General features: G+C 60.4%; 19 protein-coding genes. 8 read left to right on the plus strand and 11 right to left on the minus strand.

The annotated features are described in order from the left end of the window. The first annotated feature begins 17 nt into the window (after nt 1-17). Nucleotides 18-635: a TPM domain-containing protein gene (locus ACVWSC_RS05650; protein WP_442112434.1), complete on the plus strand. Its 618-nt coding sequence runs from the start codon at nt 18-20 to the stop codon at nt 633-635. 144 nt (nt 636-779) lie between these two features. Then, a complete protein-coding gene (locus tag ACVWSC_RS05655) occupies nt 780-1,997 on the plus strand; it encodes a class I SAM-dependent methyltransferase (protein WP_442112435.1) in 1,218 nt (405 codons plus the stop codon). A 61-nt stretch (nt 1,998-2,058) separates the two neighbouring features. Here ACVWSC_RS05655 and ACVWSC_RS05660 read toward each other — a convergent pair whose 3' ends face one another. The 5 genes from ACVWSC_RS05660 to ACVWSC_RS05680 all read right to left on the minus strand — a co-directional run bounded on the left by ACVWSC_RS05660 (nt 2,059) and on the right by ACVWSC_RS05680 (nt 8,313). Continuing rightward, complete coding sequence (locus tag ACVWSC_RS05660; protein WP_442112436.1) at nt 2,059-2,946, minus strand: DMT family transporter; 888 nt, start codon at nt 2,944-2,946, stop codon at nt 2,059-2,061. A 102-nt stretch (nt 2,947-3,048) separates the two neighbouring features. Beyond that, the gene (locus ACVWSC_RS05665; RefSeq protein WP_442112437.1) at nt 3,049-5,601 is read right to left on the minus strand and encodes a TonB-dependent receptor; all 2,553 of its coding nucleotides are present in this window, start codon (nt 5,599-5,601) and stop codon (nt 3,049-3,051) included. A 115-nt stretch (nt 5,602-5,716) separates the two neighbouring features. Then, nucleotides 5,717-6,667, minus strand: coding sequence for a FecR family protein (locus ACVWSC_RS05670; protein WP_442112438.1), 951 nt, complete (start codon nt 6,665-6,667; stop codon nt 5,717-5,719). After that, on the minus strand, nt 6,664-7,203 hold the full coding sequence (locus ACVWSC_RS05675) for an RNA polymerase sigma factor (RefSeq protein WP_442112439.1): 540 nt from the start codon (nt 7,201-7,203) through the stop codon (nt 6,664-6,666). The genes ACVWSC_RS05670 and ACVWSC_RS05675 overlap by 4 nt, the downstream gene beginning before the upstream one ends. 87 nt (nt 7,204-7,290) lie before the next feature. Next, nucleotides 7,291-8,313, minus strand: a complete 1,023-nt coding sequence (locus ACVWSC_RS05680; RefSeq protein WP_442112440.1) for a DUF4917 family protein — start codon at nt 8,311-8,313, stop codon at nt 7,291-7,293. 116 nt (nt 8,314-8,429) lie between these two features. Between ACVWSC_RS05680 and ACVWSC_RS05685 the strand changes: the two genes are divergently transcribed. After that, complete coding sequence (locus ACVWSC_RS05685; RefSeq protein WP_442114260.1) at nt 8,430-9,497, plus strand: glycerophosphodiester phosphodiesterase; 1,068 nt, start codon at nt 8,430-8,432, stop codon at nt 9,495-9,497. A 70-nt stretch (nt 9,498-9,567) separates the two neighbouring features. Continuing rightward, nucleotides 9,568-10,203, plus strand: a complete 636-nt coding sequence (locus tag ACVWSC_RS05690; RefSeq protein WP_442112441.1) for a LysE family translocator — start codon at nt 9,568-9,570, stop codon at nt 10,201-10,203. Nucleotides 10,204-10,265: 62 nt separating this feature from the next. On the opposite strand, the gene ACVWSC_RS05695 is transcribed toward ACVWSC_RS05690, so the two are convergent. Further along, nucleotides 10,266-11,960 carry a SulP family inorganic anion transporter gene (locus ACVWSC_RS05695; protein ID WP_442112442.1) on the minus strand — a complete coding sequence of 565 codons (1,695 nt, stop codon included), beginning with the start codon at nt 11,958-11,960 and terminating at the stop codon, nt 10,266-10,268. A gap of 323 nt (nt 11,961-12,283) precedes the next feature. Further along, on the minus strand, nt 12,284-12,925 hold the full coding sequence (locus tag ACVWSC_RS05700) for a substrate-binding domain-containing protein (RefSeq protein WP_003158902.1): 642 nt from the start codon (nt 12,923-12,925) through the stop codon (nt 12,284-12,286). A 106-nt stretch (nt 12,926-13,031) separates the two neighbouring features. Between ACVWSC_RS05700 and ACVWSC_RS05705 the strand changes: the two genes are divergently transcribed. After that, nucleotides 13,032-13,352 (plus strand): helix-turn-helix domain-containing protein, encoded by a 321-nt coding sequence (locus tag ACVWSC_RS05705; protein WP_023464294.1) that lies wholly within the window; start codon nt 13,032-13,034, stop codon nt 13,350-13,352. A gap of 98 nt (nt 13,353-13,450) precedes the next feature. Here the strand turns inward: ACVWSC_RS05705 and ACVWSC_RS05710 are convergent, their stop codons facing one another. The 4 genes from ACVWSC_RS05710 to ACVWSC_RS05725 form a co-directional block, all read right to left on the minus strand. After that, nucleotides 13,451-15,799: a S8 family peptidase gene (locus ACVWSC_RS05710; RefSeq protein ID WP_176031468.1), complete on the minus strand. Its 2,349-nt coding sequence runs from the start codon at nt 15,797-15,799 to the stop codon at nt 13,451-13,453. Nucleotides 15,800-15,938: 139 nt separating this feature from the next. Beyond that, nucleotides 15,939-16,970, minus strand: a complete 1,032-nt coding sequence (locus ACVWSC_RS05715; protein ID WP_003158906.1) for an AAA family ATPase — start codon at nt 16,968-16,970, stop codon at nt 15,939-15,941. After that, nucleotides 16,963-17,280 (minus strand): helix-turn-helix domain-containing protein, encoded by a 318-nt coding sequence (locus ACVWSC_RS05720; protein WP_023464296.1) that lies wholly within the window; start codon nt 17,278-17,280, stop codon nt 16,963-16,965. Before ACVWSC_RS05720 ends, ACVWSC_RS05715 begins: the two co-directional genes overlap by 8 nt. Before the next feature lie 134 nt (nt 17,281-17,414). Beyond that, nucleotides 17,415-18,305, minus strand: a complete 891-nt coding sequence (locus ACVWSC_RS05725) for a LysR family transcriptional regulator (RefSeq protein ID WP_003158908.1) — start codon at nt 18,303-18,305, stop codon at nt 17,415-17,417. 279 nt (nt 18,306-18,584) lie between these two features. Between ACVWSC_RS05725 and ACVWSC_RS05730 the strand changes: the two genes are divergently transcribed. The 3 genes from ACVWSC_RS05730 to ACVWSC_RS05740 are packed head-to-tail and all read left to right on the plus strand — an operon-like array spanning nt 18,585 to nt 23,530. Beyond that, the gene (locus ACVWSC_RS05730) at nt 18,585-19,493 is read left to right on the plus strand and encodes a WYL domain-containing transcriptional regulator (RefSeq protein ID WP_003158909.1); all 909 of its coding nucleotides are present in this window, start codon (nt 18,585-18,587) and stop codon (nt 19,491-19,493) included. Between the two features lie 12 nt (nt 19,494-19,505). Further along, complete coding sequence (locus ACVWSC_RS05735; RefSeq protein WP_003160812.1) at nt 19,506-22,727, plus strand: helicase-related protein; 3,222 nt, start codon at nt 19,506-19,508, stop codon at nt 22,725-22,727. Continuing rightward, nucleotides 22,724-23,530, plus strand: a complete 807-nt coding sequence (locus tag ACVWSC_RS05740; RefSeq protein WP_003158911.1) for a DUF4391 domain-containing protein — start codon at nt 22,724-22,726, stop codon at nt 23,528-23,530. The genes ACVWSC_RS05735 and ACVWSC_RS05740 overlap by 4 nt, the downstream gene beginning before the upstream one ends. The last annotated feature ends 9 nt before the right edge of the window (nt 23,531-23,539 follow it).

The following is a 23,539-nucleotide window of genomic DNA, read 5'->3' on the forward strand; positions in this document are numbered from 1 at the left end:
AAGGAGAGACTCAGGGCATGACATTGCTCAGTGAATACGAACAGCGACAGGTTGCCGAGGCCATCGCCAAGGTCGAGCGACGCACCGACGCCGAGCTGGTCACGGTGCTGGCTACCCGCGCTGACGATTACGCTTATATCCCCTTGCTGTGGGCCAGCCTGCTGGCCTTGCTGGTGCCGGGTGCGGTGTATTACCTGGGCGGCTGGTTGAGTGTCGATGGCTTGCTGATTGCCCAGTGGCTGACCTTCATCGTGCTGTGCCTGCTGTTTCGCCTGCCGGTCCTGACCTCCCGCCTGATTCCGCGCACGGTGCGGCACTGGCGCGCCTCGAACCTGGCCCGGCGGCAGTTTCTCGAGCAAAACCTGCACCACACGGCGGGCAGCACCGGGGTGCTGATTTTCGTCAGCGAGGCCGAGCGTTACGTTGAAATCCTGGTGGATGAAGGCATTTCCCGGCGTCTGGACAACCAGGTCTGGGAGGCCATCGTCCAGCGCTTTACCGAGCAGGTGCGCCAGGGCCAGACCTTGCAGGGCTTTGTCACCTGCATCGAAGCCTGTGGTGAGCTATTGAGCCAGCATGTGCCGTTGACCCACGAACGCAATGAACTGCCTAACCGTTTAGTCGTGCTGGCTTGAGCGGGAAACACTCCTCCACGTAAAATGCCGAACTTTCCCATTCTCGGTAGGAGCGGGCTTGCCCCGCGATTGTGGTGTGTCAGTCAACACGCTTGGCGGGCAAGCCCGCTCCTACCGTCGGTCAATCCGAGGCACCCATTTCCGATGTCCGATTCCCCCACCGCCCAGGCTGCGCCGGATGCGCGTGCGCAGTTTCTGAGCCTGCTCGCCACCAGCCTGCAACAAAATGCCTTGATCAAGCTGGTGCTGGCACGCCATGTCGGTACTGAAGAAGCCTTGCAGCGGATTATCGCCAAGCCCTTGACCGTCAAGGGCCAGGCTTGCCTGTCGCTGGTGTACCGCTATCAGACCCGTGACATTACCCGCAACCTGCCCAATGAAGAGGCGCTGGCGTTGGTGGCCGAGCTGTTGCCGGGTTCGTTTCGCAACGCCCACCTGTTGAGCCTGAGCGATGAAGCGCAGCTGGAGTTCAGCAAAAAGGGCAAGCCGATGCTGCACTGCAACGCCGTGCAGCAGGCGCGTCCTGCCGCAGCGGGTGAGCACGATCGGGAGAAAAAGCGCTACCTGGAACTGAGCCGTCCGTTCCTCCACGACCTGGGCGTCACCGATAAGCAACAGGCGTTGATCCCGGCCATGTCGCGCAAGTGGAAGCAGATCAACAAGTTCATCGAAGTGTTTTCCCATGCCCTGAGCACTGCACCGCTGGCGGCGGACCAGCCCTTGCGAGTGGCCGATTTCGGTTCGGGCAAGGGCTACCTGACCTTCGCCATCCACGATTACCTGCGTAACACCCTGCAGCGTGAGGCTCAGGTGACCGGCGTGGAGCTGCGCAAGGACATGGTCGAGCTGTGCAATGCCGCTGCGGCGCGCTTGGAGCATCCGGGTCTGGTGTTCGAGTGTGGAGATGTGCGCAGCGTGGTGCCCAGTGCCATCGAGGTGATGATTGCCTTGCATGCCTGTGACATTGCCACCGATTACGCGATTCACACCGGCATTCGCTGTGGCGCAGCGATCATCATGTGCTCGCCGTGCTGCCACAAACAGATTCGCCCGCAGTTGCACAGTCCGGGTTTGCTCAAACCGATGCTGCAGTATGGGCTGCACCTGGGGCAGCAGGCCGAAATGCTTACCGACAGCCTGCGCGCGTTGTACCTGGAAGCCTGTGGTTATGAAACCAAGGTGTTCGAATTCATCTCGCTGGAGCACACCAACAAGAACAAGATGATTCTTGCGGTGAAGCGTCAGACGCCAGGGGATTCAGCGGCGCTGCTGGAGAAGATCCAGCAGTTGAAAGAATTCTATGGGGTCAAGGAGCATTGCCTGGAGACCCTGTTGCGGGCGGATGGTTTGATTCCGCTGTAAAGCAGCGCGGGGCAAGCCTGCTCCTACCGGTAGGAGCGGGCTTGCCCCGCGATGAGGCCCGTCAGACCCTCACCGGCGCTGGATGCACACGGGTCTTGCGCCCCAACACCACAGTAGCAATCACCCCCGCGGCAAACACCCAGGTGATCGGCTCAACCTGCTCACCAAAGAACAGCGCCGAAAAGGCGATGGTGAAGAAAATCTGCAGCAGCTGAATCTGGCTGACCCGCGCAATGCCGCCCAAGGCCAATCCGGCATACCAGGCAAAGAAGCCAATGAACTGCGAAAACAGCGACACATAGCCAAAAGCCCACCAGGCCTTGGCGCTGACCGGGCCTTGATGCTGCAGGGCCAGGTACACCACCGGGCCGATCAACAGCGGGCTGGACAGCACCAAAGCCCAGCAGATCACCTGCCAACCGCCCATTTCCCGCGCCAGCCGCCCACCTTCGGCATACCCCAGGCCACCGACGGCAATCGCCGCCAGCATCAACAGGTCACCGGCCTGAATCTGCCCGGCGCCCATGATCATCGCGTAGACCAGCACCAACGCACTGCCCAGCGCGGCGCACGCCCAGAAGGCCTTTGACGGCCGTTCATGGGACAACCAGGCAGCATAGAAGGCAACGCACAAGGGTTGCAGGCCGTTGACCAGGGCACCGTGGGAGGCGGGTACGCTTTGCATGGCCCAGGCGGAAAACACCGGGAAGCCAAGAATCACCCCCAGGGCCACCAGGCTCAGGCCTTTGATCTGCTGCCAGGTCGGCCATTTCTCGCGCCGCCACAGCAGCAACAGCGCTGCGGGAATCGCGGCAAGCAAGGCACGGCCGAGGCCATTGAGCAACGGATGCATTTCCTGCACGACGATGCGGGTCATTGGCAGGGTCAGGCTGAAAATGATGACACCAAGCAGGCCGAGGGCCATTCCGGTGTTTTCGCGGCTGGTCATAGCAAAAGCCTGTGGCAGATAAGTCCAGCCATTGAGCCACAGCTGGCACGGATGATCTTGTTACAGTTGCTCACAAGTTCATCCGTACAGTTTGCCGTCGTCTTAGAAGAAGCGGGTGATGCTTATCTTGGCATTGCGCCCCTGGCTGTAGGCATAGTCGCCGCTGAGTTCGGCGCGGTAGTCGTTGTTGAACAGGTTGTCGACGGTCAGGTTGACCTCGGTGCCCTTGAGGTACGGCTGCTGGGGTTTCCAGTTAGCGAACAGGCCGTGGATCTGATAGTCGTCGTTGGCGTAGTGATCGTAGTAACGGTCACCCAGCCCGCTGGCCGGACCTTCGCGGTACTTGTCGCTGGGCAGGCGGTCGGTCTTGCGCACGAACTGCGCCTGCCAGCCGACCTTGGCATCCCAGCTGGGGATCTTCACGCCCAGGGTGGTGATCCACTTCGGTGCTGGAATGTCCTTGGCCCAGACGTCCGGCCCCCACGGGTTGGTGTAGGCGCCTTCATGACGGCCGCTGATCCACGAATACGAAGCCGAACCGAACAGGTAGGTGGAGTCGTAGAAGCTTTCGACTTCAAAGCCTTTGATGGTGACGCTGTTGATGTTGCGGTAGTTGGACATCAAGCCCCCGCCACAGGCCTTGGCGATGCTTAGGCCGTTGACCAGTTGCTCCGGGCAGCCGATGCCGGTGGCTTTGAAAATCTCGTCATCGATTTTGTTGCGGAACAGGGTGGTGCGGATCAGTACGTTGTCCTGATCGGTGAACACATTCGAGAGGGTGGTGATGTTACCGGCGCGCAGGGCGGTGATGCGCTCGGGATCGAGGTTGCGGCTGCTGGCGGTGCGGCTGCCCAGCCCCTGGATTTCGTATTGCTCATCGAGCACGGGTGCGCGCCAGGTTTTGCTGTAGTCGGCGAAGAACGCCGTTTGCTCGTTGGTTTTCCAGAACACCGACAGGCGTGGCGACCAGCCAGTGTAGGTTTTCTCGCTGTAGTCGTGGCCCAGCTGTGGATTGTTGTAGAACGGCGCGTCGTTTTCCTTGCCTTTGTTGGCAACGTGATCGTAGCGCAGCGATGGCGTCACGGTGACCTCACCAAGGGTGATGGCATCCTGGATGAAGTAGCCCTGGCTGTCGACGCTGCCGCTGGGCATGAAGTTCGGCTGGTAAATGCCGTTGTTGTACAGCGGCGTCTCGTACTTGCTGCCCGGCATCCACATTTCGGTGTCGCGCTCATGGCGGCGCACCTGGAATCCGGCGGTGAAGGCATGTTCCAGCGGGCCGGTGGCGAACAGGCTGGTATTGCGTACATCGAGCATCTGGTCGGTGTATTCGGTGTCCATCTTGCGTCCGCCAGTGGACGGCTGGAAGTACGCCGTGGCCTCGCGCTCATCAGTCTGCTCGGTGTCGGACACCGAATACTTCACCGTCAGGTCCACCAACGGGTTGTTGATCGGCTGGTATTTGTAGGTGGTCGACCAGGTTGTGTCAGTGGTCGTGCGGTGGGCCAATTTGCGTTTGAGCGCCGCTTCGTAGCCGTATCTGTCGACATCACCCTGCGACGGAGGCGACGGGTAGGAGGTGGAGGAAAATGGCGCCCAGCGCTCACTTTCCGAGCGCGACCAGGAAAAGCCCAGGCTGTGTTCGTCGCTCAGGTGCAGGTTGAACTTGAACAGGGCACCGTCCAGGTCCAGGGCACTGTTAGGCAGGCGCTGGGGATTGAGCGGGTACAGGTTGTCCGGATCGGGTGGGGTGTCGGCTAGTTTCATGTCGCCACCGTCACGCTTGGTCAGGTAGGCCAGTGCGTCCATGCGGCCATCATCGGTACGGCCAAACAGTGCCGAGCTGTACACCTGCTGATGATCGTTACTGGCATAGCCGTACTTGAGCATGGCGCCACTGTTGCGGCCTTCCTGCAGCAGGTCCGGGGCGTCTTTGGTGGTCATGTTGACGCTACCACCGAAGCCACCATTGCCGGTGTAGATCGAGTGCGGGCCTTTCTCGACTTCGATGTTCTTGATCAGCTCCGGCTCGATGAAAATGGTGCCTTGCTGGTAGCGTTCAAAGCCGCTTTTGGTTGCACCGTCGACGGTCATCGGTACGTCTTCGGCGTCGCCCAGGCCCCAGATGTTGATGGTCTGGCCGCCGGGTTTGGCCGAGCCGCCCATGTTCACCCCGGGCAGGGTCGAGAGGATGCTGGGGATGTTGCTGGGTTGGTAACGATCGATGTCTTCTTGAGTCAGGGTCGAGCGCCCGACGGTGCTGGGGTCGATCTGCTGGCCGTCGCCGACAATGCTCACTGCGCCCAACTGGATACCGTTGTCGGCGGTCGGGTCGTCTTCGCGCAGGCGCACCACGTAAGTGCTGCCCATCTTGACTACGGTAAAGCGGCTGTTGCGCAGCAGTTGCTCGATCGCCTCCAGAGGTTCGTAAGCGCCATTCAGGGCCGGGGCCTGCACGCTGCGCAATACCGTTTCGTCGAACAGCAGTTGCACCTTGGCCTGTTGCGCCAGCTGGCTCAACGACACCGCCAGCGATTGTGCTGGCAGGTTCAACGCGACCGGCGCGGCTTCAACCTGCAGGCTCAGGGCCAGGCAGGCAGCCAGCAGCGATGGACGGGCAGACAAAGGTGTGAATGGACGAAACGCGCGCAACATGAAATCCCCCAGTACGGCAACAAAGGCCAAAAAGGCCTGCAATGACTACGCAGACGGGAGGAAGACGCGGTGCAGCGGAAAACCCTCATATGCGAATGAAAAATATTCTCAGAATTTAGCGGCGTTCGATCCGCAGACGGCCATCGGCCAGGGTCATGGTTTTGACCGGGAGCAGGGCGGGCAAGGCGTTGAGCAAGGCATCGGGGTCGTTGACATCAAGGTTGCCCGAGACTCGGAAACGGCCCAGCGCCGGGTCGGCCAGCACGATTTCGGCAGGGCGGTAGAGGGAAATTTCATCGATCAGGCTGCTCAACTCGCGATCGCGGAAGGTCACATGACCGCCACGCCAGTCCGCCACCTCCTGGTTGCCCAGCGCCTGAGCACTGAGCGTACCGCGCGCCGCATCGTAGATGGCGCGCTGACCGGCACCGAACAGGGCCGCTGCCGCGCCTCGCTCAGAGGTTTCCAGCGCGACCTGGCCGTGGGCAACACTCAACACCAGCTCCTGACGGCTGCGGCGCAGGTCGAAGCCGGTGCCCACCACCCTCACGTGGGCGTTACCGGCATCGACCAACAGCGGGCGCTCTTTGTCGGCGGCGACGTCGATGTAGAACTGGCCTTTGTCGAGCTGGATCAGGCGGCGCTCGGCGTTGAAGTCCAGACGCAATCGGGTATGGGCATTGACGCTCAGCTGGCTGCCATCAGGCAGTTCCAGGGTTTGCGCTTGTTCGCTGGTGATCGCCACGCTGTGCTGGTAATGCTGAGCCGGCAGCCCCAGGTTGCCTGCCAGCAGTGCACAAACCAGCGCCGCGGCGGTTGCCAGTGCCGGCCGCCAGTTGCGTGCTTTGCGTGCGGGCAACGGCACCACTTGGTTGAGGCTTTTGAGTGCGCCAAGGTCGTCCCAGAGTTGTTCGAACTGCTGGTAGGCACGGGCGTGTTCAGGCGTCTGCAACCACAGCGCAAAGTCTTTGCGCGCGGCACGCGAAGGGTTGTTGCGGTTACGGGTGAACCAGCTGGCAGCCTGAGCGTCGACCGAGCGCTTGGTGGTATCGGGGAGGGTGGTCATTCAGGCTGCTCCATGCCGTTGTCACTGTCCAGGCGTTGCTTGCAATGCAGCAGTGCAGCGGCAATGTGTTTTTCCACCATGCTCACCGAGATGCCCATGCGCTCACCAATCTGTGCCTGCGTCAAACCTTCGAAGCGGTGCAGCATAAGGGCTTCGCGTCGGCGCGGCGAGAGTTCGCCGAGTACGCTCTTCAATTGCTCCAGGCGTTGTTGCTGCTGAGCGTGATTAAGGGGGTCGGCGTTGCTATCGATGACCGCATGTTCGTCGACCGCTGCTTGATCATCGAGTAGCGTGTGCCGCACACGTTGGCGTCGCCAGTGATCGCTGAGCAGATTGCGCGCGACCTGGAACAGAAACGCTCGCGGTTGTTCCACCCGTGCCCGGTCGCGGTAACCCAGCCATTGGGTGAACACGTCCTGGGTCATGTCGGCAGCATCACTGGCGTTGTCCATGCGCTTGCGCAGGAAATGCAGGATGTCGGCATAAAACCCGCGACAGGTGTCATGCGCGAGCGGGTCGGGTTTGCGGCGGTGCATGCAAGCTTTCCAGGGTAGAGCACAGAAGAAAGCCGCGAATGGTATCGATAGTGATTACTATTTGCCACGAGAAAAGTGTCGCGGCATTTATTTCCGCTTGCGCATCGCGACCGGCGCCTCGACTTCCAGGCCAGGTGCGCCCAAGGGGTGGCTGGTGGCGTCGAAGAAATACAACGGTATGTGCGGGGTGTCGGCAAAACGCTGGGCGTAGTGCTGTTTCTGGCTGATGATCGACGCTTCGCTCAACGGCCGGATGGCGATGGCGATGTGCGCAGGGCGCGCTTGCTTGATCGCCTCCAGCAGGTGGCGATCGCTGGCATCCAGGTGCTGACCGAACAGGCACAAGCCGCCTTGATGGCGTGCCAGTTCGCCCAGGCACCAGCTCAGGTAGTCAGAGCTGCGGATCGCTTTGAGCTTGTCGTCGCTGCTGCTCTCGTTGACGAACAGCGGTACATCCCCCGGTGTGTTAACGGCAAAACCGTCGAGCAGCTCGCTGCCGCTGGCGCTGCGTTGACGGGTACTGCCATCTTGCTGCTTGAGCAGGTGCAGGCCTCCGTGCAGGTACAGCAAGCGGGTGCCCGGGGTGTGCGTGCGGCGGATATCGAAGCTGCCTTCTTCATCGAACAGCATCTGGAAAGCTTCCGGGCTCTGGCTGGCGGCCCAGTGGCAGAGCAGGTCGTAATTGCTTGAATACACGCTGTGATAGCGGCGCAGTTCAGCGTTGATGTGCTGCAAGGTCGATGTTGGCAACAGGCGCCAAGGGATGTGCACGCTGCGCACGGCGTGAATCAGCGCTTCTTTGATCGCGTAGTAGCGGTTCAGCGGTGCCGACGAACTGATCGCCAGGGCGGCGTTGATCCGTACCGTGGTGTTCAGGGCGCTGAGCACCGGTTCGAACAGCTCGCTGCCGTAGGATTTGAACAAGGCCTGGTCGGTCAGGCTCAAGGGCTTGTGGCGTACCCGTTGCGCTTGTTCGAACAGGGAAAAATAGGTGAACGGGCGCCACACGGCTCGACTGGCACCATTGCCCAGCAACAGGCCGCTGCACGGGTGGCGGGCAATCAGCTCAGGCCAGACATAGAGGCTGGAATCGAGGTCGGTGTGGGGCATGGGGCAGGGTTCCAGGTCAGGCACGTGATCGGCGCGACTGTACCATGCCACTGCGTTGTCATCAGCGTGGGTGACTATGCTGGATTCGCAATCGATCAAGAGGAAGGGTGATGACGATGCAAGCAATTGCCAGGTTGTGCTGTTTGATGCTGCTGCCTCTGGCTGGACTTGCCGAGGCCGAGCCGGGTCGTGAACTGGCTGCGCGTCAGGGCATTGCCTATCCGGCGGTGATTGCCCATCGCGGCGCCTCGTTCGATGCCCCGGAGTCCACCGCTGCGGCTTACGTGCTGGCGCGCGAGCTGGGGGCCGACTACCTCGAACTGGACCTGCAGCGCAGCAAAGAGGGCGTGTTGGTGGCGGTTCACGACAACGATTTACAGCGCACCAGCGATGTCGCCGAACGCTTTCCCGAGCGCAAGGACAGTCCGGTCAATGCCTTCACCCTGGCTGAACTCAAGTCATTGGATGCCGGCAGCTGGTTCAACCAGGCCTACCCTGAACGGGCGCGGCCGGGCTTCAAGGGCTTGCAGATCCTCACTCTGGATGAGGTCATGGATATTGCCGAAGGCGATGCACAGAAGCGCCCAGGCCTGTACATCGAGACCAAAGTGCCAAGCTTGTTTCCAGGTATCGAAGCAGACCTGAACGCGCGTCTGCAGGCACGTGGCTGGCTCGAGCAGCCGGGCAGGGTGGTGTTGCAGAGTTTTGACCGTAACAGCCTGGCCTTGCTGCACAAGCACATGCCTCAGGTGCCCAAAGTGCTGTTGTTGTGGATCGGCAAGGGCAGCATCGAACCTGCCTCGACGCAGAGTTTTGCGCAGTCTGGCGAAACCGACAAAGCGGCCTTCTATGCCCGCCAGCAACCGCGCAGCAGAGCAGAGTTTGAACGCTGGCTCGATTACGCCAAGGCTGCGGGCGCTATAGGCACTGGCCCCTCTGCTGCGCTCAGCGCTGGCGGTGCGCAGAGTTATGCCGATCTGGTGCAGCCGTGGATGAACCAGCTGAGCCATGACAAAGGGCTGCTGGTGCATGTGTACACCGTGGATGAGGACGTGGACTTCGCCAAGGTCATGGCGGCTGGCGTCGATGGCATTTTCACTAACCGCAGTGGTCGCTTGCTGCAGTACTTTTCCCGGCCAGCCGTGCTGAGTGAAGCGCAGATCCTTGAGGCTCAGGGCTTCTGAATATCTGGTCTGGTGTTGGCGGCTGCCGTAGACTCCGTCCTTTGTGCCCTCGCTCAGGATCCGCGCCCCAATGACCTTGTCGCTGCTGTTTGCCGTGCTGGCTTCCGGTTTTATCTATGGCATCACCCCGGGGCCTGGTGTGCTTGCGGTGTTGGGCATCGGTGCCACTCGCGGACGCAAGGCCGGGGCTGGATTTCTCTGCGGGCACCTGCTGGGTGATGTGCTGTGGTGCAGCACGGCGCTGGTGGCCATTGTTGGCGCGCGGCAGATCGGCAGTTCGGTGTTCGACATTCTCGGCCTGGTCAGCGGTCTGTACCTGTTCTGGTTGGGCCTGCGTGCGCTGCGCAGCCGTCCGGGCAATGGCGGGGGTGAGCAAGGGCCGGTGCGCAAGCCATTCTTGCATGGCATCGTGTTTGGCTTGACCAACCCCAAGGCGTACCCGGTGGCGGTGGCGACCTTCACTGCCCTGATCTCCAGCCGTGCCGAGAGCCTGGAATGGTCAATGCTGCCGGCGCTGATTGCCCTGAGTTTTGTGGGCGGCTTGCTGGCCTACGTGATCCTGATCGCGATTGTTGGCGCCCGCCATGTGCGCACCCTCTACACCCGTTATGAACTGTGGATCACCCGCGCCTGCGGGGTGATGTTCATCGGCTTTGCCGTCAATGCCCTGATGCATGCACTGCCAGGGCTGATGCCACAACGGTAGGAGCGGGCTTGCCCCGCGATAGCGATATACCTGTAAAACCGAATCGCGGGGCAAGCCCGCTCCTACTGGGCCTCTTTGCGGGTGCGGTTACGCCATACGCGATAGGCACGTATCCCGGCGCGAACCGAGCCGAACAGCAACTGCTGCTCCATTTCCCGAGCCATGCCCGAGCGCACCAGCATGCGCAGAAAACGTCCACGGGCGCGGGCAATAGCGAAGTGAATACCGCGGGCCTTCAGGGTTTCGCGCACTTCGCGCAGTGCAGCAATGCCACTGACGTCGATGGACGTCACCGCTTCGGCATCGAACAGCACCGCCCGTGGCTCCAGTTCCCGTTGCACCGCTTCGAGCAGGCGCATTTTGAAGTAGTCGGCGTTGAAGAACAGGATCGCATCGTCGAAGCGGTACACCACCAGGCCTTTGACCGTGCGCGCATCCTTGTGCCCTTCGATATCCACCTGGCCTTCAATCCCAGGCACCCAGCCAAGTACTGCATCGGTGGGCTGATAGATGCTGTAGAGCAAACGCAGAATGGCCAGGGTCACGGCGATGATGATGCCCGGCAAGACCCCCACGCCCAGCACCCCAACGGTGGTCAGCACGCACAGCCAGAATTCAAAACGGCTGAGCTTGTAGATTTTGCCCAGGGACTTCACATCGATCAGCCCCCAACCGGCCATCAGCAGAACCGCCCCCAAAGCGGCTTGGGGGATCCAGGCCATCGGCGCGGTAAAGAACAGCAGGATCATGGCAATCACCAGCGCAGCGATAATGCCTACCAGCTGGCTTTTGCCTCCGACCATGTCGTTGACGGCAGTACGCGAGTCGGCACCACTGATGGCGAAGCCCTGTGAAACCCCGGCGGCGATGTTGGTCACCCCGAGGGCCAGAAATTCGTGGTTGGCGTTGATTGCGTAGCCATGACGGGCGGCAAAGCTGCGTGCGGTGAGCATGGCGCTGCAAAAACTGACGGTGGCGATACCCAGGGCGTCGCGCAACAGGCTTTTCATTTCTTCAAGGTTGGTTTGCGGCCAGGCCAGCTCGGGCATGCCAGCCGGTACCGGACCGAGAATCGCTACGCCATAGCGGTCCAGACCGAACACGCCAACCACCAGCGTGGCAATCACGACCGTAACCAATGCGGAAGGTAAGCGCGGGTATTTACGCGGCAGCCAAATCAGTAGCGCCAGGCCGGCCATGCCGATACTCAGAGTGACCCAATGGATTTCCCCGAGGCGTTCCAGCAGGTTGATCAGGCTGAGAATGAAACCGTTGCCTTCAATCTTGAAGCCGAGGACTTTGCCCAGTTGCCCGGCCAGCAGGCTCAGGCCGATACCGTTGAGGTAGCCGATCAGAATCGGCCGCGAGAAGAAACTGGCAATAAAGCCGGCACGGGCCACCCCGGCAGCGATCAGCATCAACCCAACCAGCAGAGTGACAATCACCGACAACTGCGCGAGGCGCGCGGGGTCACCCATGGCTAAAGGCGCAATGGCGCCGGCCACCATGGCACAGGTGGCGGCATCGGGGCCAACCATCAACTGCCGTGAACTGCCGACCAGGGCATAGACCATCATTGGCAGAATGCAGGCGTATAGCCCGTACTGCGGTGGCAGGCCGACAATCTGTGCGTAGGCAATGGCGATTGGAATCTGAATTGCGGCGACCGACAACCCGGCTTGCACGTCGGCATGGAGCCATTCACGGCGGTAATGCAGGAGATTGGCCAGGCCCGGAAGCCAGCGGGAAAGCAGCATGAACGGGTCCTTTCGACTAGGCGCACGAGGCTGAGGAATACGCAATCGGCTTAATTAAAGCGCATTGCTGATGCCAAAGTGGGGTGTCAGATCAAAAGGTCGGTGTTTGTACAGTTCAGCCGCTGCGGGCTGTGACAGGCGGGGCGCCTTGGAGAGAGTGGAGCGGGTGAAGGGAATCACCCAAGGCAGCCAACCCATTGATTAATAAAGATTTTTTCTGGTTATTAAAACCAGAAGTGGCCTCTGAATGTACCACATCACCCCTCTTGGCGAAAGGCATAAATCCACCGCCTTCTGCTGGCAGCTACCGACAGCCACTGCGATCAGGAAGGGAGCGCTTTTGCGATCTGCAGTGCCCTGCGCTCGAACCGTTCGGAAACAGGGTTCGCTTGCCCCTGGGGCCTATGCAGGTGCGCCACGATTTCGTAGGGGCCGTCGTCCAGTGGTCGCATGCTGACTCCCCATCCAGGGGCGTGCTTGATACGCGATTGTGCGGATACCCCGACACCGTAGCCGGCAGAAACCCATAGCGCCATCATCTCGAAGGAAGTCACGTACTGAAGGTTCTGCGGGTCAGCAGGCAGACGCGCGAGCAGCCGACGATCCAGCGAAGAACAGGTCTCAGCCTCCCAGCGAAAGATCGGATAGTTCTGGAGGTCGGCGATGGTGAGCGATGCCTGCTCAAGCAAGGGAAGCCTCAGCGGTATCGCAACGGCCATGTGCTCAATCCACAAGGGCTGGGTTTCCAGGGCCGGATCGCTCGCTCCTTGAAGCGACATTCCCACGTCGTAGCGGCCTTCACGAAGCCCATCAAGCAGCTCGTCACCTGCCACTTCAAAGAACGTGATGCTGACCTCGGGTTCTTCCGCTCGTTGCAGCGCGAGCAGCGCCGAGAGCTGAGATGACGATACGCCTGGCGCAATCGCAAGCCTGAGGTGGGCGGGTTGGCTGGTGATGTTGTCCACGGAGAACCTACAGAAGCGACGAAGCAGGTCAAGGGCAAACCAGCATCATAGTAAAGAGAGAAGTTTAACGTCTATATGTTTAACGTGGTTAATTTAAGAGGATTGTTTGACGCTTCTGTTGATGCAGAAGCTTACTATTCAGCCAGGTCGTCCACCTGGCACACCCACATATGAATCCGAACCAGCATTAGCTTTCGGGCGGGCCGTGCGTGCCGCTCGCGTCGCGCAGGGGGTCGCTCAAGACGATTTTGCGTATCAGGCGGGAATATCGCGTTCGCACATGGGCAAGATCGAACGCGGGGAGCATGTGCCGACGCTGCCTTTGATACTGAAAATCGCTGCCGCACTCGGGATAAGCGCCAGCGAATTGATGGCCGCGACTGAAAAGAACCTCAGCGCGGGCAGTGAGCCGCAAGATTCGGCATAGCGGTCGTAAGTGTCTTTTCGGATATTGGCAGCGCAAGCTGTCGCAGCCAACGGCGCCGGGCGGGTGCTTAGCCCGACAGCGGAACACTGGAATGCCTCTTACGTATCGACAACCACAACATTAGCCACAGGGATTTTCTGGGAAATAGCAGCGTAAAGATCAACGTCCGTCTGCTGGGTCTGAATGGATACCACCAAGCTATATCGCGCCGGCAGGCCATAACGTTCCAGCGCAGGCCGTGTCCGCCACCACCCAGCCGAAGGATACACAGCAATGAAGCCACGGCTGGCCAAGTCAGCCGCCGTACCTTTCCAGACATCCTGATGCAGCGAACCACGATGCCGCTGCCGTTCGCCCAACAGCCAATTGGGATCTGAGGGGTTCACAGGGTCACCCTCATCCTCGCGCTGCGCTGCCGCATTCACCCGTGCGACAAAATGCTCGGTGGATGCATCCAGCGGACGCTGCACATCGAATCGCAGGCGATGCGAAGGGTAGTGATACTTCGAGGCCACACCACGTGCCGAAGGATTGGGTTCGATGAAGTAGGAGAGCGTGACACGCATCTCGACGGGCGTGTCCTGCAATGCCTCCAACTCATCCTTCGGCCAAGGCAAGGAATGCAAATTCATGTCGCGCGTCACGACCTTGCCTGAAACCTTCGCGTAAGGCTGTACCACGTCCTCAACCAGCAAGGTCAGCGAGTCTCCCGCGCTCCATAGTGCCCGGTTCAAATCCGGGACTCCCCAGCCGCAATGGCGAATCAAGTGAACGTAATCGTCCTTGTTCGGCACCACGGGCAGGAACATCCCGCGCATGGCCTCGCTCCATTGCGCAGAATGCACCAGCAACGCACGCACGGTTTCCGGCCGGAGGTGCGGATAGGCCGCCATGATCTGAGCCACCATTCCCGCACACAATGCCGACGCGGCACTGGTGGCGTTGCTGGTGGTGAACAGGCGATCCAGCGGCTGGTTGTGGGTCGTCAGCAAGTTCAGGCTGGCCATACCGACCGCACCCAGTTCATCCTTGGCCGTATTGCCTCCTTCCAGCACAACCTCGGGCTTCAACGGCCATGCCCGATCCCACGTTCTGGTTGTCGTCGTGAAGGGGCTGAGGCCGCCGGCTTCGGCGACGGGGCTCAAGGAAGGATGACCTTCCGTGTCGATCTTGTCAGTACAAGCACCCACCGTGATTGCGTTCCATGCCTGGCCGGGGTCATGCACGAGATTGGTGGAAAGGCTATCGGGATATCCAGCCCACGCATTGGGGTCGCGCGTGTTGCCGGCGGACAGCACGAACAGGCGCGGACTTTCACCAGCCCCATCGGTATCCGCAGCAAGGCCATCGACAGCAGCAGACCACGAGGAAGGACGGCCACGGTCACGGTAGTCCGAAGCCGTCACCGCCGAAGCAAACACGCGCGACCGATTCGGCGCAGAGATTTCAGGCCGCGCGACGCCTTCCGTGAAAAGATAAGCGTGGTGGCGCGCATCACCTTCATTCGCACCTTCCGCCGGTATCAGCTTCACCGACTCCAGTCGATGAGGGACATTGATTGAATCAGCAGAGGCCAGAGCATCCGTGAGATCGCCATAGGCAGCCAAGCCCGCCAGGCCGGTGCCATGATCAGCCTCATCATCCACGCCCCAGGCCGGCTCCACGGTATGCAAATCGCTCGCATCCATCAAAGGCGCCAAGAGCGGATGCGCACGAGTCACTCCGGAATCCAACAGGCAGACGCGGGGAGCCGTATCGTCCGACGGCTGCAACCGGGCACGACGCAGCAAGTCGTCCGCCCACGCCTGCTGCTCGCGTACGCCCATGCCATCGAAGAACTCAGCAGTCTCCTTGGCATAGCGAAGTTCAGCCACACAGTTCAGCGTCATCACCGACCGCGAGAACTGCTGCTGCGATCCATACATCAACAGCACCGTGCGTTCGGGGAAATTGACCTGCTTGTCACTGACGACACATTCCGCCAATCGAGCAAGTTTCTTGAAGTCCTCTACAACGATTTGCCGCTGTCCCGCCCCTCGAACCGGAAGCCAGACCTCCCACCAGAAGGCGGTCGCGAGATCGTCAGGCAGCAATTCGGGGGCGTCAGTCCACAGAGCCCTGATTTCTGCTGCCCGGATGGATTCGATGGCATCGATCAGCTTGCGGTGATCTCGCGCCTTGCCGTTACGATCCTTTTTCTCTTCGAGGTAGTCGGAAATGTATTTCTCGAAATGCGCCAGCTTTCCATCAGGGACAAAGACATTGGCGAAGGTCCGGTTGCCCTCGTGACGAACACTGAGAAGCTCAATCCTCTTGCGAGCATCCGCCAAGCTCTCGAACGCCAGCTCAACATCCGGTTGACTGGAAAACTGGATTTGCAAGCCAAGGCCACTTTCCAGTTGCAGTTCCCCTTGAACTCGCACCGCCTCTGCCACAGCAGGCTTCAAGATCTCGATTTGTGCTCGGAGGGACGCACTCTGTTGCGGCCGAGGCAAGGCCGGTACGTTTTGCGTTGGGCCACCGCCCGGAGAATGTGCGGTAAACCCGACGGTCTTTGATGTATTTCGAAGAATGAAGTGTGGGCGTTTAGCTTGTGGCTGATCCGGCATGGTTCGGTACGGCCTTCTTGTGATTCATTCTGAAGCTTAATTTGCGGCGCTCATCGAGAGCGCGTGTCAGCATATCCACCTTCACACACGCCTCGTCGTGCATCACCGCTTCCTTGATGGACTCATCCACTGCACGTTTAATCTCTGCGTAGCTCAAACCCTCCGCTCTGCTTGTAAGCGCCTTGAGTGGAAAAGGTTTGGGCGCGAACTTCCCAAGCCGCGACTGGATCAGCCTGGCGGCTTGCGGCGCACCTGGAAACCGATACTCGATCACATCATCAAACCGGCGGAAAAGTGCGTAGTCAAGGATCTCCACATGGTTCGTCGCTGCGACGATCAGGCTATGGGATTGATCGCTTTCAATCATTTGCAGAAAGCTGTTCAGTACCCGCCGAATCTCACCCACGTCATTGGCCAGCCCTCTTTGCGAGCCGATGGCATCGAACTCATCAAAGAAGTAAACACCCCGCACATCATTGATGGCATCGAATATTTGACGCAGCTTGGCGGCGGTCTCTCCCATGAACTTGGTAATCAGGGCATCCAGCCGAACAGAAAACAGCGGGATACCCAGTTCACCGGCCAGCACAGAGGCCGTCATCGTTTTGCCGGTGCCAGGCGGGCCGACCAGCAACAATTTACGTCTCGGCGACAGGCCATGCTCGCGGATACGCGAATGGTGCTTCTGTTCCTTCATGATGCGGCCAAGCTGTTCGGCCATCTCCGCATCGAGCACCATGTCCGACAGTCGATTCTTTGGGTAGGACACCGTCAGCAAGTTCGCCAGTTCACCGCGTGGACGGGCCAATGGCACCAGTTTGCCCTCGGTGCCATGCGATGAGACACGGGCTTTCGCCGCGTCGATCATGTCGCGCAGTTCTTCGGCAAGCTTGCCATGCCCCACCTTGGCTTCACGAGCCGCGACCTGCATGGCGACGGAATAGAAGTGCTGGTCATCCCGCTCGATATGGGATTTCACCAACGCCTTGAGTTGTTCGGCATTAGCCATAGTGGCCTCCCACCTGCGCTGTCATGTTGGCCGATGCTCCCAGTGATGCCAGCGCAGACTGCATTAACTGATCGGCGACGTGCTCGTCTATCGCACCCAGTTCGCTTTGGTCGGCAGCCAGAACGAACAGCAGGCCGACAGGCACATGCAATGCCTCGGCAATTCTTGTAACCGTCGAAAGTGTCGGGTCGCGCTTATTGTTCTCAAGCATCGACAAGTACGACACGGAGCAATTGGCTCGGTTCGCAATGGTGCTTTGAGAGACGCCCCGTTGCGTTCGGCACAGTCGAATGGCTTGTCCAACATTCATGGCGCTTGCTTTCTCACGGGTTGCGACGAGCGTAAGTACCCTGGAATTTTACCACCAGTGAACATTATTGACGAGACTTCTCCTCCGGATACCGCACTGGCAGGCTTCAGGCAGCCAGTCCTGGCCGCTGCGGATCAATCGTCCGAGTGCGCGCGCAGGCGCGCGATGAATCGTTCCACCGACACCGGCGAGTCCTCGCCGGCGGGCCGTAGCAAGTAGGTCGTGATGACTGCGGAATCCATGGCCAGAGGGCGGATCACCACGTCGGGGCGCAGGCTCGCCGCGATCCTGGTTTCGGTGATGAAGCCTACCCCGTAGCCGGCACCGACCAGGGTGAGCATCATGTCCAATGACGACACGTGCTCGGCGACGTCGGGTGGACGCTCCAAAGGCCGCAGCAGCCGCGCCAGTTCACGATGGTAGCCTTCGCATGCCTGCGGGTCACATAAGACCAGTGGGTAGATCGCAAGCTGATGCAGCGGAACAGCCTTGTGTGAAAGTAAAGGATGCCGGGCGGGCACGGCTACCACCAGCGGATCGTGCCAGAGTGGCTCGGTAACGATGTCGTCGCCGACTTCCGCCGTGTGCGCAAACCCGATCGAGAAGTCACCTGAGCGCAAACCACGCAACTGATCGGCCAACGGCACTTCGGACAGGCGAATCTCGATCTCCGGCTCTTCCTCGCGGCAGCGGGCCAGGAGGGCCGACAGCCTGGGATCGATTGCACCGTCGGATACGGCAATGCGAAGGCTTCCGCTCAGGCCCGCAGCGACCGCCTGTACGTTCTCCTGAGCCTGTTTGAGGACGGCGAACACTCTGCGCACATCTTGCAGGAACGTTGCTCCCGCCTCGGTCAGTACCGTGCCTCGGCGGTTGCGCTCGAAGAGCACCACACCCAGATCATCCTCAAGCTCTTTGATGGCGCGGGACAAGGGTGGCTGTTCGATATGCAGGCGCTCTGCGGCCCGTGTGAAGTGCAGCTCTTCTGCGAGAGCCACAAAGCAGCGAAGGTGTCGCAGTTCCATGGGTCGTGCTCCTGTTCCGTATCAGCGATCTATTCGCACCAGCTCTCGTCCGCAGTGACCTGCTGGATGCACGTCCAGTCCACGTCACTCCTGGCGCGCTGCGCTGGACTGAAGCGCCTGCCAGTCCACGCCGGATCACTCATTTGCGCCTCAAAAATGGTTATCATAATACAGCTAACTAGTGAATCAACTTAGATTTATAGACGTCTTTCCACACAGACCATATACTTTCTGCAGAAATTTACACGAGCATTCGCTAACCCGAACGAGCCAGTCAGGATGCCCCACCAACAGCTTGCCGATCTCACCCAGCCACAGCGTGACCGCCTCGCGTTCGTGGAATTGCGTCTGCGCTTCATTGGGGAGATGCGCCGCCAGGACTTGGTCGCGCGTTTTGGTATCCAGTCCGCTGCCGCGTCCAGGGATCTGGCGCTGTACAAGGACTTGGCTCCGGGCAATATCGACTACGACGGCAAAGGCAAGTTCTACGTCCTGGGTTCGAGCTTCCAGCCGATCTTCGATTTCCCACCCGAGCGGGTGTTGTCGTGGCTGACCCAGGGGTTTGGCGACGGTGAACCGATGCACATCAAGGCGTGGGTGGCCAGCGAGAGCCCGTCCCGGCTCACTCACCCTGACCTGGCAATCTTGGCGAGCGTCACTCGGGCCATTCATTACGAGTGCCCGCTCGGCATCGAGTACCACTCCATCTCAAGCGGTCGCACGGAGCGCGAGATCGTTCCGTTTGCGCTGATCGACAACGGTCTGCGCTGGCACGTTCGCGCGTTCGACCGCAAATCCCAGGATTTCCGGGATTTCGTCATCACCCGGATCAGACGCCCTGTCGTGCTCAAGGGCCAGCCAGTGGCGGCTCACGAGATGAGCGATCAGGACATTCAGTGGACACGGATCGTCGAGCTGGAACTGGTTCCCCATCCGGACCAGCCCCGGCCAGAGATCACCGAAATGGACTACGGCATGCAGGGCGGCGTGCTGCGGATGAAGCTGCGTGCAGCCACGGCCGGGTACATCCTGCGCAAATGGAGTGTCGATTGTTCCCCCGACCATAGCCTGCGCGGCCCCGAGTACCGGCTTTGGTTGAAAGACCACCTTGCCATCTACGGTGTGCGCAATGCTGTGCTGGCGCCGGGATATGCATCGCCAAGTACAGAGGCGTCGATAGACGACTGAACGGGAACGACCATGAAGCTGATCCACAACACCGGTTCGCAGCGCGTCATCGATTTGATCCGCCCTCATCTCAAGCGTGGCAATCAGCTCGGTTGCGTGACGCCTTCGTTCTCTCTTTACGCCTTCGCTGAAGTCCGAGAGGCTCTGTCCACCCTGGAACGGGTCCAATTGATTGTGCCTCCCGACGATGCGGTGCTTGAACTCCTTGGTTCGGAAGGTGACCGTGCCGCGCGCAATCGTCTGCAGGCACGCTGGTTGGCCAATCAGTGCGCGAAGTGGATCAGTGAGAAGGTTGATCTGCGGCGGGCATCAAGATCAGTGCCTCAAGGTGCAGCAGTCATGCGCAGGCTCGATGGAACGCCTGAACAAGTGGTGCTGGGGTCGTTCGCCTTCAGCACATCAGGCCTTGGCCTGACGCCAGGCAACCCATTGAGCTTGATTCAGGCATCGGAATCTGCTGACGAGGCCGCGCAGCTTGCCCAATGGTTCGATCACCAGTGGGCAAATCTGCAAAGCGTTTCTGCCACCGATTCGGAGGACAAGAGCAAAGGGCGTGATGCCGTTCTCGAAGCGCTGCGAGCCCTTGGTGAGCACCGCGACCCGTTCACCATCTACACATTGATGTTGCATCACCTGTTTCGTGACAGTGGCGACGAGATGGATGAAGAGCGCATCGTCAAGTCCGCCACCGGCATTCGCAATACCGTGGTGTGGAAGAAGCTCTTCAAGTTCCAGCGCGACGGCGTGGTGGGCGCGATCGACAAACTCAACCGCTTTGGCGGCTGCATCATTGCCGACAGTGTCGGCTTAGGCAAAACCTTCGAAGCCCTGGCCATCATCAAGTACCACGAACTGCGCAACGACCGCGTGCTGGTGCTGGCGCCCAAGCGCCTGCGCGATAACTGGACGCTTTACAAGGCCAACGACAAGCGCAACGTCCTTGCAGGCGACCGTTTCAACTACGACGTCCTCAACCACACCGACCTGTCACGCGATGGCGGCACATCCGGCGATATCGATCTGTCGCATGTGAATTGGGGCAACTACGACCTGGTGGTGATCGACGAATCGCACAACTTCCGCAACAAGGCCACCCACAAAGGCAAGGAGTCGCGCTACGACCGCCTGATGCGGCGGATCATCCGCGAAGGCGTCAAGACCCGCGTGCTGATGCTCTCGGCCACACCGGTCAACAACCGCCTGGCCGACCTGCGCAACCAGATTGCCTTTGCCACCGAAGGCGATGACACCGCCCTGATGGAGCACGGCATCGCCAGCATCGAGGCCACGACCCGCAAGGCGCAGGCGCAGTTCAACCGCTGGCTGGCGCTGGACGAAGCTGAAAAAACACCGACCCGGCTGGTGGAGATGCTGGGTTTCGACTACTTCACCTTGCTGGACCATCTCACCATCGCCCGCTCTCGGCGGCACGTGGAGAAATACTACGGCACCAGCGAGACAGGCCGCTTCCCGGATCGCCTGCCACCGATCAACATCAAGGCCGACGTTGACCTTGCGGGCGAGTTCCGCGCCATCCGCGACATCAATCAGGAAATCCGCCGACTCACCTTGGCCAGTTATGCGCCGCTGCGCTATGTCCTGCCCCACAAACAGGAAGCCTACGACGCCAAGTACAGCACGCAGATTCGCGGCGGAGAAAGCTTCTTCCGCCAAGCGGACCGCGAAGAAAGCCTGATTCATCTCCTGCGTGTGAACGTGCTCAAACGCATGGAAAGCGCCGTTTCTTCCTTCACCCTGACACTGCAAAGGCAGCTCAAGGACGTGGAGGCCACGCTGGGCCGCATTGAGTCGCATGCCGATGCACTGGAGGAAATCGACATTGCCGACGTCGATATCGACGACCCCGCGTTCGAGTCCTTGTTGGTCGGGCGCAAAGTCAAGGTGCTGCTGGATGACGTGGATCTGATCCGCTGGAAGCAGGATCTGCTGGAAGACCGCAACCGCCTGGCAACCCTGCTGGCGGCTGCCAAACAAATCGATGCCGCCCGCGACGCCAAGCTGACCGCACTGCGCGACTTGATCCAACGCAAGTGCCACGATCCGATCAACCCCGGCAACCGCAAGATCATCGTGTTCACTGCTTTTTCCGATACGGCGCACTATCTCTATGCGCAGCTCGCTCCCTGGGCCAAAAGCACGTTGGGTGTCGATGCTGCGCTGGTCACCGGGAGCGCCGGCATACAGACCACCTTGCCCGGTCTGCGCAAAGGCATGAGCGATGTGCTGTCGGCATTTGCGCCGCGCGCCAAGGAGCGCCCGGCCGAACTGGCCGCTGAAGGCGAGATTGACTTGTTGATCGCCACCGACTGCATTTCCGAAGGGCAGAACCTGCAAGACTGCGACTGGCTGATCAACTACGACATCCACTGGAACCCGGTGCGCATCATCCAGCGCTTCGGACGCATCGACCGCATCGGCTCGCCCAACCAGCGCATCCAGCTCGTGAACTTCTGGCCCAACATGGAGTTGGAGGAATACATCAACCTGGAACAGCGCGTCAGCGGTCGCATGGTGCTGCTCGATGTCTCGGCCACAGGGGAAGAAAACCTGATCGAGCAACAATCCGGCAACGCCATGAACGATCTGGAATACCGGCGCAAGCAGTTGCTCAAATTGCAGGACACCGTCATCGACATGGAAGACCTGTCCACCGGCGTGTCGATCACCGACCTCACCCTGACCGACTTCCGCATCGATCTGGCGCAATATCTGAAGGCGCACCCCGGCAAGCTCGACACCCAGCCCCTTGGAGCCTATGCGGTGACCACGACACTGGATGCCGATATTCCCCCCGGCGTGATCTTCTGCTTGCAAGCCTGCGGCCCGGCAGCAAAGCCCGCCGCATCGTCCGACTACCCGCTCGCGCCGCACTACCTGGTGCATGTCGGCGATGACGGAACCGTATTGCTGCCTTACCCCCAGGCCAAACGCATCCTGGACCGCCTCAAGCGCCTTTCGCTGGGGCGCGAACGACCTGATGAAAGTGCCTGCGCGCGGTTCGACAAGGCCACCAAAGGGGGCGAAGACATGCGCCATGCCCAGAAGCTGCTCGCGGCGGCAGTGGCATCCGTCGCCGGCAAGCACGAGGAACGGGCCGTGGCCAGTCTATTCACGCCCGGCGGCACGCACGCCATGAAAGGCGAATTCGCCGGCAGCGGTGATTTTGAGGTGGTGGCATTCCTGGTGGTGCTGCCGGAAAGGGAGGCAGCATGACGGTCATCGACGCGCACGCCGTTATCCAGGCATTGGGCCTGCCCGACAGTTGCCGGGTAGAGCAGCGCGTCCCCAAGAAACTGCTGTTGGAGAATGGTGTGCCTACGGCGTCCGACAAACGCTTGATCACCGATGCCATTGAAGAAATCCAGTGGTTCGCCGCGCTCAAGCCCAACACCATCGGCGTGCCTGACTACCGGGACGCGCAGCGCGAGTACCTTGAGATCGCAGTGCTGGTTGTGACCTTGCGGGGTACCGTCAAACCCGCCAGTTGCTCGCGGCTGGCTGAACTGGTGCACCGTGCGGTGCCTTATCCGGTGCTGTTGCTGTTGGTTGAAGGACAAACGGTGGCCTTGTCCCTGGCCCACAAGCGCTGGGCGCAGAACGAGGCCAGCAAAGTGGTGCTCGACGGCAGCCTTACGTTGGCCTTGCTATCCCACGCAACCGCCAATGCCACGGCGACCGATGCCGCAGCACGCTCCGAAGCCGAGCATGCCTTCGTGCAATCCCTGTCGATTGCACACCAGCCCCAGACCTCGTTGCACGCCCTCTATCAAGGCTGGATGGATTGCGTGCAGGCCCTGCAGGCTGCGCGGCGGACAGGAAACTACCGAACCACGGCAACGCCGGAGCAGGCGGCGGCGCGTCGGCAGGCGCTGGCCGATTGCGAGCGGCTTGAAGGCGAGATCAGCCGCCTGCGGGCACAAGGCGCGAAGGAAAAGCAGATGGCACGCCAAGTCGAAATCAATCTCCAATTAAAAGCACTGTTGGCCGAGCGTCAGCAGATCGCTCAATATCTCTGAGGAATAGAA

It is taken from the genome of Pseudomonas sp. NUPR-002 (assembly GCF_056322725.1).